Below are 16187 nucleotides of genomic sequence, written 5' to 3'. Positions count from 1 at the left end.
GGTGCTCCTTTGGACGGTCTGACGGGCACTCGGGCGATCGCTGATTCGTCCGGCCGCGTTATCGGCTTATAATCGCTGCCACTTCGCGGCCGGCCAGACCTGGCGAACGGCCGCTTCTCACCCGCTTTCCCGTGGTAGTTCCAACATGAAAAGATCCAAAAGCAGCCGTCGCTGGCTGGATGAACACGTCAACGATCCCTTCGTCAAACGCGCTCAGAAAGACGGCCTGCGCTCGCGCTCCAGCTACAAGCTGATCGAGCTCAACGAGAAGGACAAGCTGATCCGTCCCGGCATGCTGGTCATGGACCTGGGCTCTGCCCCGGGCGGCTGGTCGCAGGTGGCGGGTGGCATCGTCGGCGAGAAGGGCCGGGTGGTGGCGACCGACATCCTGCCGATGGGGGCGCTCGACAACGTCGACTTCGTGCAGGGCGACTTCACCGAGGACGCCGTCTTCCAGAAGATCCTCGGCATGCTCGAAGGCCGCCAGCCCGACCTGATCGTCTCCGACATCGCCCCCAATATCAGCGGGGTCGCCGCGGCCGACCAGGCGGCGGCCATGTACCTGGTCGAGCTGACCCTCGACATGGTGCGCCAGGTACTCAAGCCCGGCGGCAACTATGTGGTCAAGGTCTTCCAGGGCGAAGGCTCCGACGAATTCCTCAAGGACGTGCGCACCTCCTTCGAGAAGGTGTCGATCCGCAAGCCCGAAGCCTCGCGCCCCCGCTCGCGCGAGGTCTATCTGGTGGGCAAGGGTTTCAAGGGCTGAGCCGACCCCGGCTCCAAAGGCTCGACTGCGCTTCGATCTGATCGCGTCAGTTGCGGTCGATGCCGTTATCACAGCGCCTACTGCCGGCCGCTCCATGCCAAGCATGCCGTCAACGTAAACGCCAGATCCAGCTGCGCCGCTAACCGATTTGCACCGGGTGTACTGACAATTCATGAGATTCACTATGGCCTGGCCCCATCCACTTCAATCCCGGTAATCCGGTGAGCTAATCCGTGTGATGAGGGCGGAGTAATCGAATCGTTATGCGCAGAAGCAACGCGAGACGTCAGGGTGCGCTAGGGCAAGACGCACCTGGCTATTGAGACGGACGGTCAGGAACGATACCTATCAGGTGCTATCAGACTGCCATTGAGGGTAGCTCCTGCAAGGACAGTCACCATGGATCGTGTCGTCGCACAGATCTCTCAATCTCTCAACTGGGATTATCTCATCGCCCTGGAATGCAGCCTGAAAGCGCGTGGCGTTATGACCACAAAGGTCCAGGCTGCGTTAGATCATCATTCGCACGCTCTGGCCCGTCGCTACTTACTAAAAAAGGGCCGGCTTGGGCTAGGGCCGTTCTCGGCCGCGGAGGAGGAAATTCTAGATGTCCTCGCTGACGCGGTAACCGCGTTACGGCGCTCGGGGCGCTTACCGCACAACATCATCAAGAGCCTCTGCGTCGGCGGACTCATCGCTGCAGTGCAGCGTAGCGTCGCTCACGTTGGTCTGCTTAGGTGTCGCACCGATTTTGAGTCCGATGTGGTGCTGCGGACGGTCTTCGAAGCTATTATCAATCGCCATCCGACAGCGTTCAGTGCCGAAACCGTGGAATTAGCCGGTCTGCGCCCGGTGTAGGCCGCGCGCGACACCGCAGGCGCTTGGATGGTAGGTCGCCGCCAGCCGTAACAGGATGCCTTGGGCTTGATCGATCACTGGCAAGTGCCGAGTAGGCTCGGAGTTCTCTCATAGGGACCGACGCAGGCAAGCTGAAGCTGGGCACTTCGCTGGGGACGGTAAGGTGCCTACGCCGCCGAGTACCTACCCGGAGATCACCAGGACTGACGCCGGTGTTGGCGTTGAATCTCGGGAGTGATCGGCAATCCTGCTCCCGTTGCTATCACCCTGCTCCCGTTCTGCAACGAGACTGCGGAAGCCGCTGTCGTCAAAGGAGTCGTGCATGAATGCCCAAGCACAAGCCCGCGCTGAATCGCGCCGTCGCCTCGATGCTGCCAGGGTGAAGGTAGAAGCTGAGCTGTCCAAGTCGCTGCGATTTCGTAAGCGCCAGACCAACCCGTTCTGGATCCTTTTACCTGTGATCGGTGGCATTGCCGTTGCGGCCTTCATGGCGTGCTGGGCCCAACTGATGGTGTGACCGGGACGTGAGCAGCCCTGGCGAGGGCGCCCGATGCAGGCAGCTGATCTACAGGAGTACCGCATCCGGTGTAGCCCCTTGATCGACTCAGCAGCGCCCGGCTCTTTCCCAGGTTTCCTCGCGCGCCGGCGGGAGCCTGTGGGCGGCGGGCGTTCAGTCACCCATCGCAGCCCGCTTTAGACCGATGGTGATAGTGGCCACTGAACGGCGGGCGTTATGACCCTTCTGATCTAGGGCGAATCCCGCTTATAGGAGAATACAGATGTCCAATGAATCTAACGCCCGGATAGATGCCGGAGCGAAACGGGAAGATCTGCCCCCGACGCTGGAAGAGACACAAGCCAGGAATGCAGCGCTGCGTTTGGAAAAAATGGCAAAGCAGCGCCAGCGGGATCTGTCAGATCGCTCGATAGCAGCTGACAAGAACGAAAAGTTGGTTCCCTGATTTGCGGCCGAACGAGATGGCTCTGGTCTTACTGGTTACACGTCAATCCTATCAGTTGTTATCCATAATAATGGGTTTCACTGCCTTGCTGGTCATCTCGGCTGCATTCATCATCATCTCGTGAATGGATCTCCGCCTGGGGTATTGGTAAGTGCACAAGGCGATTACGCTATGCTGCATGGAATCTTTTTATCTCAAAGCCGGCGGATCTCCTGAGCCTGACCAGGATAGCGCCGATTCGTCGAGTCCAAGACTACTGCGGATGATTGACGCGCCAGCCAGGCCTTGTCCCGCGATCGACTATTCACCGAATAGCCTCGCAGTGTGTAGCTAATATTCTGCTGCCTGTCGCAATGACCAGCGTCGGATGATCTAGCTAAAAGCGATCGAGGTCTCGTCGCCGGATGCCGCAACCCAGTTTGCCGCTTGCGTCACTAAGTGAACGGAAATATGCGTAGCCTATTGTCTCCGTTTCTGTCCTTATAAAGCAGTTACCAAATGATACGAGCGTCGCGCGCATGTAGAGGTCACAGGCATTAACTATGGGCAGGCTGGGTAACACAGGCGTGGCGGTGACAAACTGAAATTATTGTCGATGCCCATTTTCCAGCGCCTAGGGCACGGTGGTGGCATGGGCGAAGAGAAGCACCTTTAGTAAACCTGGGGCTACTGCTCTGCAAAAGGCATTGGATACGAAACTTGGTGGCAATTCGCTTCTGACTGAAAAAGCAGATAAACAGTTAAAGATGACGCGTAAAGGTATGGCATTTGGATATTGGGTCCTAGGGACAGGAGGCTCTTATGCATGCGTTTTCTTGAGTTTTCGCTGATAAACGCTTTAAAAAGTAAGTCTCCCCAACGTCATGTTGGCCAATGGTATTGCTTTGGATTTCCTGATTTTTAACCATGTCCTTTGCTGGGAGCGTCCACTGTCCTACATTGTGGTGGTCCTGAGTTTTGAATGCCTGATCCGAGGGCAGTGCTTGTTGAGCTTCGGTGTTTTGAATTATTACTGTGCTTAATGCGCGCGTATGGTTTTTGGGAGGTGGCATGCCAAATGAGTCAGCTGCTGTAGAGGGTGTATTGTATTTTCTGCTGATCGGCGTTGTCCTGCTTGTGTTGTTAGCCACTCTTGTTTTTGATTTTTGGTGAGCGGCCCTTTTGAATGCTTCACGTACCTATCTCCCTAGGACGTGATGCCCCTTTCTGCGGTTTTCCGTGATTACGAGTCTTTCAAGCGTTCAGAGTAGATGTTGATTGTGGAATGAGTAGTTTACAGAGGGGTGTAGAACGGCAGCCTCAGGTGAGCGCCTGATGCCACCTGTGATAGCTGCACTGAAACCTGCTTGCCGGTCAGAGGTGTGATGGACGTTAATCTGATGGTCGTTTCCACGAAGGCACGAGCCGCTAAGTTTGCAAAGAGTATTGGTTCGACGTCGACTGTATTCAGTGTTTCGCATTTCCCTGACATCAGTTTCGCGTTGGCTGCACTTAATGCCGGAGGATTAACCGATGTCATCGTCCTAGTGATGACAAGGCGCATCCTGAAGCCTACTAAAATCCTCGGCCTCTTAAATGCTGCCGCTAACAATACTCCTCCCATTCCTGTTGTGGTGGTAGGCGCTGAGTCCCTGCGAGCACGAGTAGATTTTTCCCTTAAACAAGGCGCATATCTCTACATAAGCGACGAGGTTTCCCATCCCAGCGTCTTGGTGCAAGCCTTACAAGACGTCTGGATCGAGTCTGAAGGCTATCGCGTGCGCAGTAGCGCTCTGTCCAGGGCACAGATCACCCTGGACTCCATCAGTGATGGAGTGATAGGTACCGACAGCGCCGGAACGGTCGAATACATAAACCCCGCCGCTGAGAAGCTGACTGGCTGGCCGAAAGAGTTGGCAAAAGGAAAACCGGTTGGCGATGTTATGAAAGTCACGCTCGATGGGGCATTCGGCGATATCCCTCATCCGGTGGAGCTGGCGCTGAGCAAGCGCGCACCTACAGGATTAAGTGCAGGCGCTGTCCTGCTGAGGCGTAACGGTGGAGCCATAGACATCGAGGACTCCACCGCGCCGATGATCGATGAAACAGGCGCTGTAACAGGGGCGGTTATCGTTTTCCACGATGTCTCGATGGAGCGAGCCATGAAAGCCAAGATGACGTATCTGGCGGAGCACGATCAGTTGACCCATCTCCCCAATCGCCTCTTGTTCCGCGACAGGGCCGCGCAATCCTTACGATCCGGCGTCAGAAATCAGTCAAGCGTCGCGATATTCTTTCTGGATCTAGATAATTTCAAGGGGATTAACGATTCCTTCGGACACTCCGTGGGCGATAAGCTTTTGATTTCCGTTGCCGCTCGCTTGTTGGCTTGTGTGCGGGAAGAGGATACGGTAAGTAGACAGGGAGGAGACGAGTTTTTAGTGTTGCTCGCAGGGCTTAAAAGTCGTGAGGCAACCGAGCGGGTTGCGCAAAAAATAATGTCCAGCTGCAGTGAACCTCATCTGATAGATGGTCATGACATCCATATCACGATCAGCCTGGGGATAGGATTTTCTCTGCGAGAGCATACCGATATAGATGCGCTTATTGCCCAGGCTGATACGGCTATGTATCGGACAAAACAGAATGGCCGAAACGGTTATACCTTCTTTAGTGATGAGATAGGCGCGCAGGTACAAGAACAGCAGAAAATCGAGGAGGGCCTTCGGCGGTGTATCGATCTTGATGAGATCAGGCTTGTTTATCAGCCTAAGATTGATCTTTCAAGCGGTGCGGTAGTCGGTGTCGAGGCGTTGATGCGATGGACCAATAAATCTCTAGGAGAGGTTGCGCCGACTCGCTTTATTCCTGTGGCGGAGACGACGAGACTGGTGATAGCGCTCGGTCGATGGGCCATAAAGGAAGCCTGTACGCAAATAGGGCAGTGGAGATCTCTGGGTTTGGGGGATATCAAAATTGCCGTCAATGTGTCGGCATTAGAGTTGGAGGACGACGCCTATGCCGACTATGTCTCCACGGTGTTGAGTGACTGCAAGTTAGATCCTGGTCTGCTGCAATTGGAAGTGACTGAAACGGTGTTCATAAAGGACTTGACTAAATGCGTGGTGAGGTTGGAGCTGCTAAAAGAAGCCGGTGTTTTGCTTGCGCTCGATGATTTTGGTACCGGCTATTCGAGCTTTTCATACTTGACCCGTATGCCCTTTGATTTTTTAAAAATAGACAGATCGTTTGTTCACGATGTCGAATTGGATAGCGGAAGAGTGGCGGTGGTCGGTGCCATGCTTTCGATGGCGAAAAGCCTTGGTTTGACGGTGATAGCTGAAGGTATAGAAACCTCTGCTGAGGCAGAGTTTTTTATAAATAGCGGATGCGATCAGGCTCAAGGATTTTTCTTTAGCAAGCCGCTGGAGGCTATGGATATGCCCGACTTCCTTCGTCAACAGCGCTCAACTGCAGGTTAATGCCGGCTGGCAACACTCTTTATAGAATGCTGAATGCATTGACACGGGCTCGGAAAAGCCAGGCTGGATGCTCCATGAGCCTTTTGCCTACGGCATGTTGCCCTTCATCCACCTTTCAAGAGCAGCCCGCGCGTCAGTTGCGTGTTGGTAGATACGACAGCAAACGATCGGTTTCCTTTTTCACCACGGCATAGCATTCGCAACTCAGTTGTTCGAGTCGGGTGCGGTCAAGCACGGTGATGTGCCCGCGGCTGTATTCGATCACGCCTTGGCGTTGCAGTTTGCCCGCTGCCTCGGTAACGCCTTCGCGACGCACGCCAAGCATGTTGGCGATCAATTCCTGGGTCATGTTCAGTTGATCACCAGGCAGCCGATCTAGAGACAACAACAGCCAGCGACACAGCTGCTGGTCTATCGAATGGTGGCGGTTGCAAACAGCGGTCTGCGACATCTGGGTGATCAGGGCCTGGGTATATCGCAGCATCAGTACCAGCATGTCGCCATGCAGGTCGAATTCTTCGGTCAGGCGCTGACCTTGCAGACGATACGCATAGCCATCGCTCTGCACTACGGCACGACTGGGTGTGCTCTCGCCGCCCATGAACAGCGAAATCCCAACCAAACCTTCATTACCCACCACCGCGATTTCCGCGGAGGCGCCGTTTTCCATCACATTGAGCAGCGAAACGATAGCGTCGGTGGGGAAGTACACGTGGCGTACCAACTCGCCAGATTCATAGAGCACCTGGCCCAGCGGCAGATGGACGAGCTCTAGGTGCGAAGAGAGCCGTTGCTGGACGTCGCCAGGTAGAGCAGCCAACAAACTATTTTGCTGCGGCATGGAGTCTTCGGGCATGGCTTCCCTTCGGCGGTGCGGTCGGATTGACCCGTCACTATACGCCTCGCGTCGCCTACGGACGATGCATTGGCGTCAGGCGCTCCTGGGATGAACAGCGTCGCTGCTCGAGGTATCGGCGATGTTGATCAGGTCCTGACCGCGCGCTTGTGCGGACTCGTAGCGAGCGAGCTCGCTGGGCGCCGCCTCGAGGTAGATGACGGTTGCGGAATCCGTCGGCCTGACGTCGCGCCTGGTGACCCGGATGATGTTGCCCGAACTCTGTGAAACGACGAAATAGGCGAGCATGACTGCTTCCTCTTGGCTGTTTGAGCAATCTTCTTAGTACCGCGCGCCCCACAGAGTTCGCGAATAGCTCTCGCGCCTTCGCGGGGCTGGTCGCAGCGTTGGTGTCCGCAAGACCAGTCCTGCGTTAGGTGGGTCTTCGGCCCCGTGCGGTTCCTTCGGCATAAAGGTGCGGCGTTACTTGCTGCCGCTGTGCACCGGCCCTTCGTCGTCGAATCCCGTACCTGTTGGCGCGACCGCCCCTGGCGAAGCGGTCGGAGCCCGCTGTCACCTGTATGGCCAGTGCACCTTGACCTGATGCTCCACGCCATCGTCGACCAAGCCTATGCTGTCGCCTGGCACCGTCACGCCGTCCATTTGGATAGCCGCCTGGGGCAGCTCGGTGGGGGAGAGCGCGATGCGGTAAAGGGTGGTGCCGAAACGGTAGTCCAGGCTGAAGGTCGTCCAGTCCGCCGGCAGCAACGGCCGGATGCGCAACTGGGTGCCGGTGCGTTGCACGCCAAGTAGTGATTCTACGATCAGCTGATACATCCAGCCGGCCGAGCCGGTGTACCAACTCCAGCCGCCTCGTCCTTCATGAGGCGGCATGCCATAGACATCCGCAGCCACTACATAGGGCTCGACCTTATAGAGGTCAGTAGCAGTGGTCCCGTGGCTGATCGGATTGATCATTCGTAATAATTCCCAGGCCCGAGAACTGTCCCCTAGCTCAGCGAACGCCATGCCTGCCCAGACGGCTGCATGGGTGTACTGGCCACCATTCTCGCGAACGCCGGGTACATACCCTTTGATGTAACCAGGATCGAGCACACCCTGATCGAAGGGCGGATCGAGCAGCTGCACCAAGCCGATGTCACGCCGCATGAGGTGCTGTTCCAAAGACTCCATGGCCGCACGTTGGCGCTGCTCCGGCGCCGCGCCGGACAGCACCGACCAGCTCTGGGCGATGGAGTCGATGCGGCACTCATCGTTGCGGGTCGAGCCCAGGGGCGTGCCATCGTCGAAGTAGGCGCGGCGATACCAGTCTCCATCCCAGGCATGTTCATCAAGGCTCAGGCGCAAGGTCTCGGCCTGCTCTTCGCAGCGCTTGGCAAAGGCGGCATCGCCCTGGAGCAGGGCGGTGGTTGCGAAGCGGCGTAGCACGTCGTAGCCGAAGAAGCCGAGCCAGACACTCTCGCCCTTGCCCCCTTCGCCGACGCGGTTCATGCCATCGTTCCAGTCGCCGTCGCCCATCAGCGGTAAGCCGTGAACGCCACGCCTCAGGCTGTGCTCAATGGCCCTCACGCAATGCTGGTACAGAGTCTCTCGTAAAGGAGAGCGGCTCGGCAGGTCGTAATAGGACTGTTCACCGCTGTTGAGCGCGCGGCCTTCCAGGTAACCCACGTCTTCCGACAGTACGCTGGCATCGCCCGTGACCTTGACGTAACGGCTGGTTGCCCAGGCCAGCCAGAGATAGTCGTCGGAGCAGCGGGTACGCACGCCGCGATCCAGGGGCGGGTGCCACCAATGCTGCACATCGCCTTCGACGAATTGATGGGCGGCGGACAACAGCAGGTGCTGACGAACCGCAGCCGGGTCGGCATGCAGCATGGCCATGCTGTCCTGTAACTGATCGCGAAAACCGAACGCACCGCCGGACTGGTAATAGCCACTGCGGGCCCAGAAGCGGCAGGCGATCACCTGATACATGAGCCAGCCATTGACCAGTACGTCCACGGCCGGTTCTGGAGTCTTGATCTGCAGCTTGCCCAGCGTGTCGTGCCAGTACTCGCGTACGCCTTGCAATTCCGCTTCCGCGGTGGCGTTGCCCCGCATGCGCAGCACCAGACGCGATGCCAAGGTAGCATCCTGCGCCGCGCCTAGCCGGAAAGTCACGCTACGCTTTTCGCCGGGCGCTAGCGGCATATCCACCCGTAGGGCTGCGCAGGGATCGAGCCCAGGGCCGCTGCGCCCGGACAGATGGGGCTGTGCCATCGCTGCCGGTGCCGCGAGATTTCCGTTGCGTCCGATGAAGTCACAGCGGCCGGCGGTACTGCTGGTGATCGGCATATCGACATCGAAAAAGGCCACCCGGCTTGGAAACTCGATGGAGTAGCTATTGCGTGCGAAGAGCGCACCGCTGTTCGGGTCGGCCTCGCTGACCACATGCATGCAGGATTTCTCGCGAAGATCTCCGAGCACCCAGGCCACGTAGCCGGTAATAGAAAGCCGCCGCGGGCGATCTGAAGCGTTAAAGATTTTCAGGTGCGAGAACTTGACCGGATCCCGTAGCGATACGTAGACCCACAATTCGCTGCGAATGCCGTCTTCTTCGTGTTCGAAGACGCTGTAGCCGAAGCCGTGCCGGGTCACGTAGTTGCCCTTGCCAGAACGTGGCAAAGGCGTTGGCGACCAGTAGTGGCCGCTGTCCTCGTCGCGCAGGTAGAGGGTCTCGTCGCCTGGGTCGCTGACCGGATCGTTGCGCCACGGCGTCAGGCGGAATTCGTGGGCGTTTTCATACCAGGTGTAGGCGTTGCCGCTTTCCGAAATCACGCTGCCGAAGTCGGGGTTTGCCAGCACGTTCACCCAGGGCGCTGGTGTGCGCTGGCCAGCCTGCGAGTGAATGACGTATTCCTGGCCATCGGCACTGAAGCCGCCATGGGCATTGCTCAGGATCAGGGATGCATCAGCCAGTGGGATCGCAGCAGTCGGAACGACAGCAGGCAACAGCTTCGCATCGAAAACCGTTAGTCTCGGCTCCGCGCGGCGCCGGTGGACCTGCTCGGCGAGACTGCCGCGCTCATCGCTGAGCACCAGATGAGCGACCGCCAGCATCAGCACGCGATCCTCATGTGAGAGCTGTTGCGCCGGACGCACAAAGATGCCACCTGGCCGATCGATCAAGTGCGCCTCGCTGCCCGAGGTGACCAGCTCCATAATCGAGTCCTGCAGATCCTGCCGATAGCCCGCTTGGTCTTCGTTCCAGATCACCAGGTCGACACTGAGCCCTTTGTGTCGCCAGTAGGCGTGAGCCTGCACCAGCTTGCGCACCAGATCGATATGGATAGCCGTGGAAATCTGCAGCAGTACTATGGGTCGGTCGCCCGAGATCGCCTGACCCCAGAGGCCGCTTTGATTGCGCTGATTGGCCGCGAGGATACTCGGTGCGGCCCGCAGTGAGGGATTGGTATAGATGATCGACGCAGCCATTTGCTCGAACAGCCGCGCCTCGGCGTGGGAGGTGTTGAGCTGGCGTAGTAGCACCTGGCTATGGGTCCAGCTCAGGTCAAAGACCCGATCAGCCAGGCGTCGGTCTCGGTACTTGTTGATCAGCTCAAGGCAACCCTCGCGGTTGTCGCTCACGCCGGTCACCAGGTCGATAGTGGCGATCTGGCCGGGATCGAAGGTAATCCGGCAACGGATGGCAACGATGGGATCGAGCACCGCGCCGGCGGTGCACGAAAGTGTCTCACTATCCATCGCTGCAGGGTGCGTCAAATTCCGCCCGCGCCCGATGAAGCGAGCCCGATCGGTTTCGTAGGAAATCGCCACGATGTCCGCATCGTGGACGGCCAGCACGTGGCACAACCACGGCACCTTTTCGTCACTGGAGCGTGGCCGACGGCTGCACAGAATGGCCTGCAGCGGGGTGATCAGCTCGCTTTGCACGAATAGCTTACTGAATGCCGGGTGCAGCGCATCGCCTAACGCGGGGGCCAGTACCACTTCCGCGTAGCTGGTGAGCTCCAGGGTTCGGCGCTGCCCACTGCGATTGCTGATGTGCAGGCGCCGCAATTCGATGTCGTCTTCCGGCGAGACGACGATCTCGGTATGGACGTCGAAATCACGTTCGCGGACCCGAAACTCGGCTCTGGCATCGGTAAAGATCGCCTCGAAGCTTTCCGTCTTGCGTAGGGTGGGCTGGTGCGCCGAAGACCAGAAATCGCCGCTGTCGACATCGCGCAGGTAACAGAAGGTACCGCTGTTGTCGCAGGTGATGTCCTCCTGCCAGCGGGTGACGGCCAGGTTATCGCGGCGGCTGTAGCCGCCGCCGGCATTGCTGATCATCACATGGTAGCGGCCGTTTGATAGCAACTGCACCGCCGGGTGCCGGCGGCCAGGGTCGGTGTAGACCCGCAGCTTGTTTTCACTGGCCTGCAAGATCTGACCCTCCAGCGAGGCATTAGCGGTATGCAGGTATTGCGCAGCACTTTTAGGCGCGCGTTCCTGCAGCAGCAGGGACGTGGCCTGGAACTGCGGATTGGCTTCAAAGCGACGCTGCATGGGCCGTTCGAGGAGGACATGGGTCAGCGACAACAGGCTCATGCCCTGATGGTGCGCCATGAACGACTGGATGAGTCCGGCATTCTGCCCCGGAGGGAGACGGGCGCTGGTGAAGTCAATAGCTTCATAGAGGCCATAGCGACCAGCCATGCCCATACCGGCCAGGCGCTGGAGATTCTTGCAGGCGGCTTCTGGCGCTACCATCAGCGCCAACACCGACGCGTAGGGCGCCATCACCACGTCTTCGCCAAGACCGCGCTTTAGACCCAGGCCGGGCACGCCGAAGGCCCGGTACTGATAGTTCAGTTGTGTATCCAAGGTGCTGTAACCAGACTCGGATACGCCCCATGGCAGGCCCAGTTGCTGGCCGTATTCGATCTGTCTCGCCACCGCCGCGCGGCAGGTCTGGTCGAGCAGGGTGCCGGCATAATTGGGCATGATCAGCAGCGGCATCAGGTATTCGAACATCGAACCGGTCCAGGACAGCAATACGGGATTCCCGCCATTGCTCGTCAACAGCCGGCCCAGGGTGAACCAGCTCTCCTGTGGCAGTTGTCCCTGCGCGATGGCCAGGAAACTGGTCAGGCGTGCTTCCGAAGCCAGGAGATCGTAGTAGCCGCCGTCCAGGCGTTGTTCCTCGACGTTGTAGCCAATGGTCAACAGCTCGCGTTGCGGGTTGTAAAGAAAGGTGAAGTCCATGTCGGCCAGGTCGGCCGTGAGATCCGCCAGGCGTAGCGCGGTGGCGATACGCTCGCTGGCATGGGCGATCACCGCACGTACCTGAGGCTGTTCGGCAACGGGCCACTGCGTGAAATCCAGCTGCGCCAGCTCATGCCAGCTGGCCGACCCCAGGGGCGAGCCGGGCAGGGTCAGGCTGGCCAGTTCGCCGTGGAGATCCTCGCATTGAGCGAGTAAGGCCAGGCGCCAGTAGTCGGTTTCGGGAGCCACCCTTAGCGTGGACTCCAGCGCCTGTGCCTGCACGATCAAACGCTGTAGGACAGTGATGATATCGTCCAGATCTTCAAGCGTAAGAGCAACTGCCAATTCGCCGTGCACACCGTCGAGCAGGCGCTCATCCAGGTCGCTCTCCAGCACGGCTTCTTGCAGTACGGCGAGGCAGTCCGCCAGGCCATCGCGCCAGTTAGGGTTGAGCAGTGGCGCGTGCGGCAATTCATAAAGCCCGGATCTCAGGGTCAGTAACAGGCCAGCCAGATTGCCGCTATCCACCGTGGAAACGTAGCGCGGTGACAGCGGTTGCAGTGTCTGGGTGTCATACCAGTTGTAAAAGTGGCGGCGATGACGCTCCAGCCGCGCCATGCTGGCGAGCGCATTATCCAGTCGCGTGAGCAGACGACCCCCGCTCAGGTAGGCGAAGTCATGAGCCGCCAGGTGGGACAGCAGCGCCATGCCCATGTTAGTCGGCGAGGTGCGGTGGGCGGTCACCGCCGTGGGCTGTTCCTGAATGTTGTCCGGTGGCAGCCAGTTGTCTGCAGGGCCTACATGATCGTCGAAGAAGGCCCAGGTCTTGCGCGTCAGACAGCGCAGTAACTGATGCTCGACGGGTGACGGCGTGAATACCGATTGGCCGGTTGGTTTACTCAACCAATAGGCGATGGCCGGTGCCAGCAGCCAGGCCAGCAGCCAGGGTGCGGCGATTGCCAAGACCCCGGGTCTACCCAGCAGCAAGGCGGCCAGGGCGATAGCCAGCAGCGGCGCCACCCACATCAACCGATACAGGCCTGACAGGTCGTTGCGACCGCTGCGCTCCACTTCGCGAGACGAATTCCATTGCAGCAGATGGCGCCGGCTGACGGTCATCCGCCATAGCGTGCGAGCAATGGCGTCCAGGCTGCTGAAGGTTTCGAAGGGTAGCCACACCAGGCTCAGCACCGCCCGCGTGAAATGCTGGGTAGCGCTGCGAAGGACGACCTTCAGGTGCTGGCCGAGAGAGATGTCCTGGGCTTCGTGTAGCAGCTCCAGGGAGGCGCTGATCAGGGGCTGGGCAATCACCAGCAGAAATACGCCCAGGCTCCACGCCAGTGGCTGGGAGCTGACAAACCAACCCCATAGCAATACCCCAAGAAAGGCTGCCGGCTCCAGGCTACGACGCAGGTTGTCGATGATCTTCCAATAGGCCAGGTGGGTGAGGCGATTCTGCTCCAGACCACCGTCGGATTTCGGTGTCCAGGGCATTAGCCATGGCAGCAATTGCCAGTCGCCACGGATCCAGCGATGACGGCGTTTGGCGTCGGCGCTGTAGCACGCCGGGTGCTCTTCATAGAGCTGTACATCACTGATCAGCCCGGAATGGGCATAACAGCCTTCGATGAGGTCGTGGCTGAGGATACAGTTTTCGGGAAAGCGATCCCGGAGGGCATGCTCGAAGGCATCCACGGCATAGATTCCTTTGCCGATGAATGAGCCGTTGCCGAACATATCCTGGTAGACGTCGGATACGGAGCGCGTATAGGGGTCCACGCCTGCGTCGCTGCCGAACAGCTGAGCGTACGTGGAACGGGCGATGCTCGGCAGGCTGATACCGATACGAGGCTGCAGGATCGCGTAGCCGCTGGTGATGCGTTTCTGTCGCCCATCGAAGCGCGGCTGATTGAGTGGGTGACAGATCGCACCGAGGAACTGCCGCGCCACATCGCGCGGCAGTTGGGTGTCGGTATCCAGCGTGATGACGTAGCTGATCCTTGGTAGAGCAGAGAGGTTGCCGACGATTAGGGAGAAGCGTCCATCGCCATGCCCACGTAGCAGCGCATTGAGGTCTGCCAGCTTGCCGCGCTTGCGCTCGTGACCTATCCAGCTTTGTTCGGTAGGGTTCCAGCGCCGTGGGCGATGTAGCATGAAGAACCGCGCCGCGCCAGTTTCCGGGTACTTCAGGTTCAGGGCTTCGATAGCCTGGCTTGCGTAGAGCAGTACTGGCGCGTCGCCGTCGAGCACTTCGCTCTGGGCATCCATGAAATCGGTGAGCAGGGCGAAGTGCAGGTTGGCATCACGGTTGGCGAGAAAGCGTACCTCCATGCCATCAACCAGTTCTTCCACATCCTGAACGCTGCCGATCAGCGTTGGCACCACCACCAGTGTGCGCGCATCGGAGGGAATGCCGGCGCTGAAATCCAGGCGCGGCAGAATATCCGGCAGCAAGGTCAGGGTCACCAGGCGATTGACCAGCGCGATGGCCAGTTGGCTGGTCATCACCACTATCGGCCCGCCGAGCAGCAGTATCGCCCAGAGCCCCCATCCGTCCGCTCTCGACCAGGTGAAGAAAGGCCAGGCCAACAGCACGCTGAGCATCACGACGGGCACGACAAAGAACGCCATGGGCGCGCCGCGCAGTATTCGCCGGCAACGCTCCACCAGGGAGCGCTGGGCACCCAGCTGCGCTTCCAGGGTGGTCAGTCCCGCGCCCACCAGATAGAAACCGACGTGCCTCTTCAGCGGATCCCGTTCGGACGCGGCGTCGCAGAGGGCGATGGCCGCCTGCGCGATGTCAATCTCGGAATGCGAACAGCTGCGCGCCAGGCGCTCGATGGCGTGACGGTAGTGATCGCGGGTAGCGAAATCCATTTGGCTGTAGATATCGGCCGGGTCCTTGGCCAGAGCCTGTTCGACGCCGCTCAGGCGCTCGACGAACTCGCGCCAATCCGCCGCTGAAAGCAGGCGCAAGCTGTTGATGCTGTTACCGATCGACACCTGCTCCGTGGCTTGCAGTTGGCCATCAAGGTGGATGAGGCGTTCGACACTTTGGCCGGACTCCGCCAGGGCCTGTTCGATCCAGCTCATCGGCAGCACCAGAGACGTGCTTTGGCCCTGCAAGCGTCGCGAGAGCTCCGCAACGAAGGCGCTGGTCAGCGGCGGCGCCGAGCGGGCGAGGTCGGCCACCAGCAGCACGACGCTTTTGGCGTCGTGCTCTGCAGTCGAAATGAAACGGTCGGCCCAGTCGTTGGCGAGATTGCGATCGGTCCAGCTAGCCATCACCTGCGACGCGACACGACGCAGATTTTCGATCAACGCCAGGCGCAGCATGATAGGAATGGCCCACAACTCGCCCAGGGTCAGGGGCATGACCGCCTGATAAGCGGCGACGAAACGGCTCAGATTATCGCTATCGACGCGGCCGTCGCCATGGGAGATGGTTTCCAGCGCGATGTCATACACCCGCGGAAAGGTACGAGATGGCCCATCCTCCAGACCTGGCAGCTGACGGCAGTAGCCTTTGGGCAGATGTTTCTGGGCGGTGCGTATCTGTTCTTCGACCAGATAGAAATTGTCGAGTAGCCACGCGGCTGCCGGCGTGCTGCGTTGATTGGACAATGCGGCGACGGCCATCGCGTGGCAACTGCTGGCTAATAGACCGGTATTCTCAACAAGGCGGTGAAGCAGGGCGTCCGAGGTGGTATGGACGCTCAGCTGATGTTGTCGGGCGAGATGAGCGCCGTGGGCCGCCATCTGATCCAGACTGAATAGTTCTGCGCGTAAGGCCGGCTCGTACTGGAAGGTGCGCGGCGCGGGATGCCACAGCCGTTGGATCGCTCGAAGCCATTGCCTATCCATGTTTTCCTTAGCATTCAGCGCGAAACACAAACAGCGGCGCAGAGATGCCTTCCACGCAGATGCCGCGGGTACGCCGTCTGGAGACGGTGCGCATGCAGTGTGGAAGTCTATGGAGGGTGGCGTCTGTCTGCTGGCACACATAGCGTTGTGCCGTGATGGCGGTGAGTCGCTGC

General features: G+C 59.2%; 8 protein-coding genes. 5 read left to right on the top strand and 3 right to left on the bottom strand.

The window, feature by feature from the left end:
• Positions 1-145 precede the first annotated feature (145 nt).
• The 5 genes from rlmE to QE393_RS10420 all read left to right on the top strand — a co-directional run bounded on the left by rlmE (position 146) and on the right by QE393_RS10420 (position 6047).
• Positions 146-766: a 23S rRNA (uridine(2552)-2'-O)-methyltransferase RlmE gene (gene rlmE / locus QE393_RS10440; protein ID WP_059315259.1), complete on the top strand. Its 621-nt coding sequence runs from the start codon at positions 146-148 to the stop codon at positions 764-766.
• A gap of 399 nt (positions 767-1165) precedes the next feature.
• Positions 1166-1624, top strand: coding sequence for a hypothetical protein (locus tag QE393_RS10435; protein WP_310043320.1), 459 nt, complete (start codon positions 1166-1168; stop codon positions 1622-1624).
• A 322-nt stretch (positions 1625-1946) separates the two neighbouring features.
• Positions 1947-2141 carry a hypothetical protein gene (locus tag QE393_RS10430; protein ID WP_273806122.1) on the top strand — a complete coding sequence of 65 codons (195 nt, stop codon included), beginning with the start codon at positions 1947-1949 and terminating at the stop codon, positions 2139-2141.
• Positions 2142-2403: 262 nt separating this feature from the next.
• Positions 2404-2586: a hypothetical protein gene (locus tag QE393_RS10425; protein ID WP_273806123.1), complete on the top strand. Its 183-nt coding sequence runs from the start codon at positions 2404-2406 to the stop codon at positions 2584-2586.
• Positions 2587-3950: 1364 nt separating this feature from the next.
• On the top strand, positions 3951-6047 hold the full coding sequence (locus QE393_RS10420) for a bifunctional diguanylate cyclase/phosphodiesterase (protein ID WP_273806124.1): 2097 nt from the start codon (positions 3951-3953) through the stop codon (positions 6045-6047).
• Between the two features lie 133 nt (positions 6048-6180).
• Here QE393_RS10420 and QE393_RS10415 read toward each other — a convergent pair whose 3' ends face one another.
• The 3 genes from QE393_RS10415 to QE393_RS10405 form a co-directional block, all read right to left on the bottom strand.
• On the bottom strand, positions 6181-6903 hold the full coding sequence (locus tag QE393_RS10415; protein ID WP_273806125.1) for a Crp/Fnr family transcriptional regulator: 723 nt from the start codon (positions 6901-6903) through the stop codon (positions 6181-6183).
• A gap of 75 nt (positions 6904-6978) precedes the next feature.
• Positions 6979-7191: a hypothetical protein gene (locus tag QE393_RS10410; RefSeq protein WP_273806126.1), complete on the bottom strand. Its 213-nt coding sequence runs from the start codon at positions 7189-7191 to the stop codon at positions 6979-6981.
• A 264-nt stretch (positions 7192-7455) separates the two neighbouring features.
• Positions 7456-16014, bottom strand: a complete 8559-nt coding sequence (locus QE393_RS10405) for a GH36-type glycosyl hydrolase domain-containing protein (protein ID WP_273806127.1) — start codon at positions 16012-16014, stop codon at positions 7456-7458.
• Positions 16015-16187: the final 173 nt, after the last annotated feature.

Origin of the sequence: Pseudomonas sp. SORGH_AS_0211 (assembly GCF_031453455.1) — a bacterium.
Taxonomy (GTDB): Bacteria; Pseudomonadota; Gammaproteobacteria; order Pseudomonadales; family Pseudomonadaceae; genus Chryseomonas; species Chryseomonas aestiva.
This window is presented reverse-complemented; position numbering and strand designations above follow the sequence as displayed.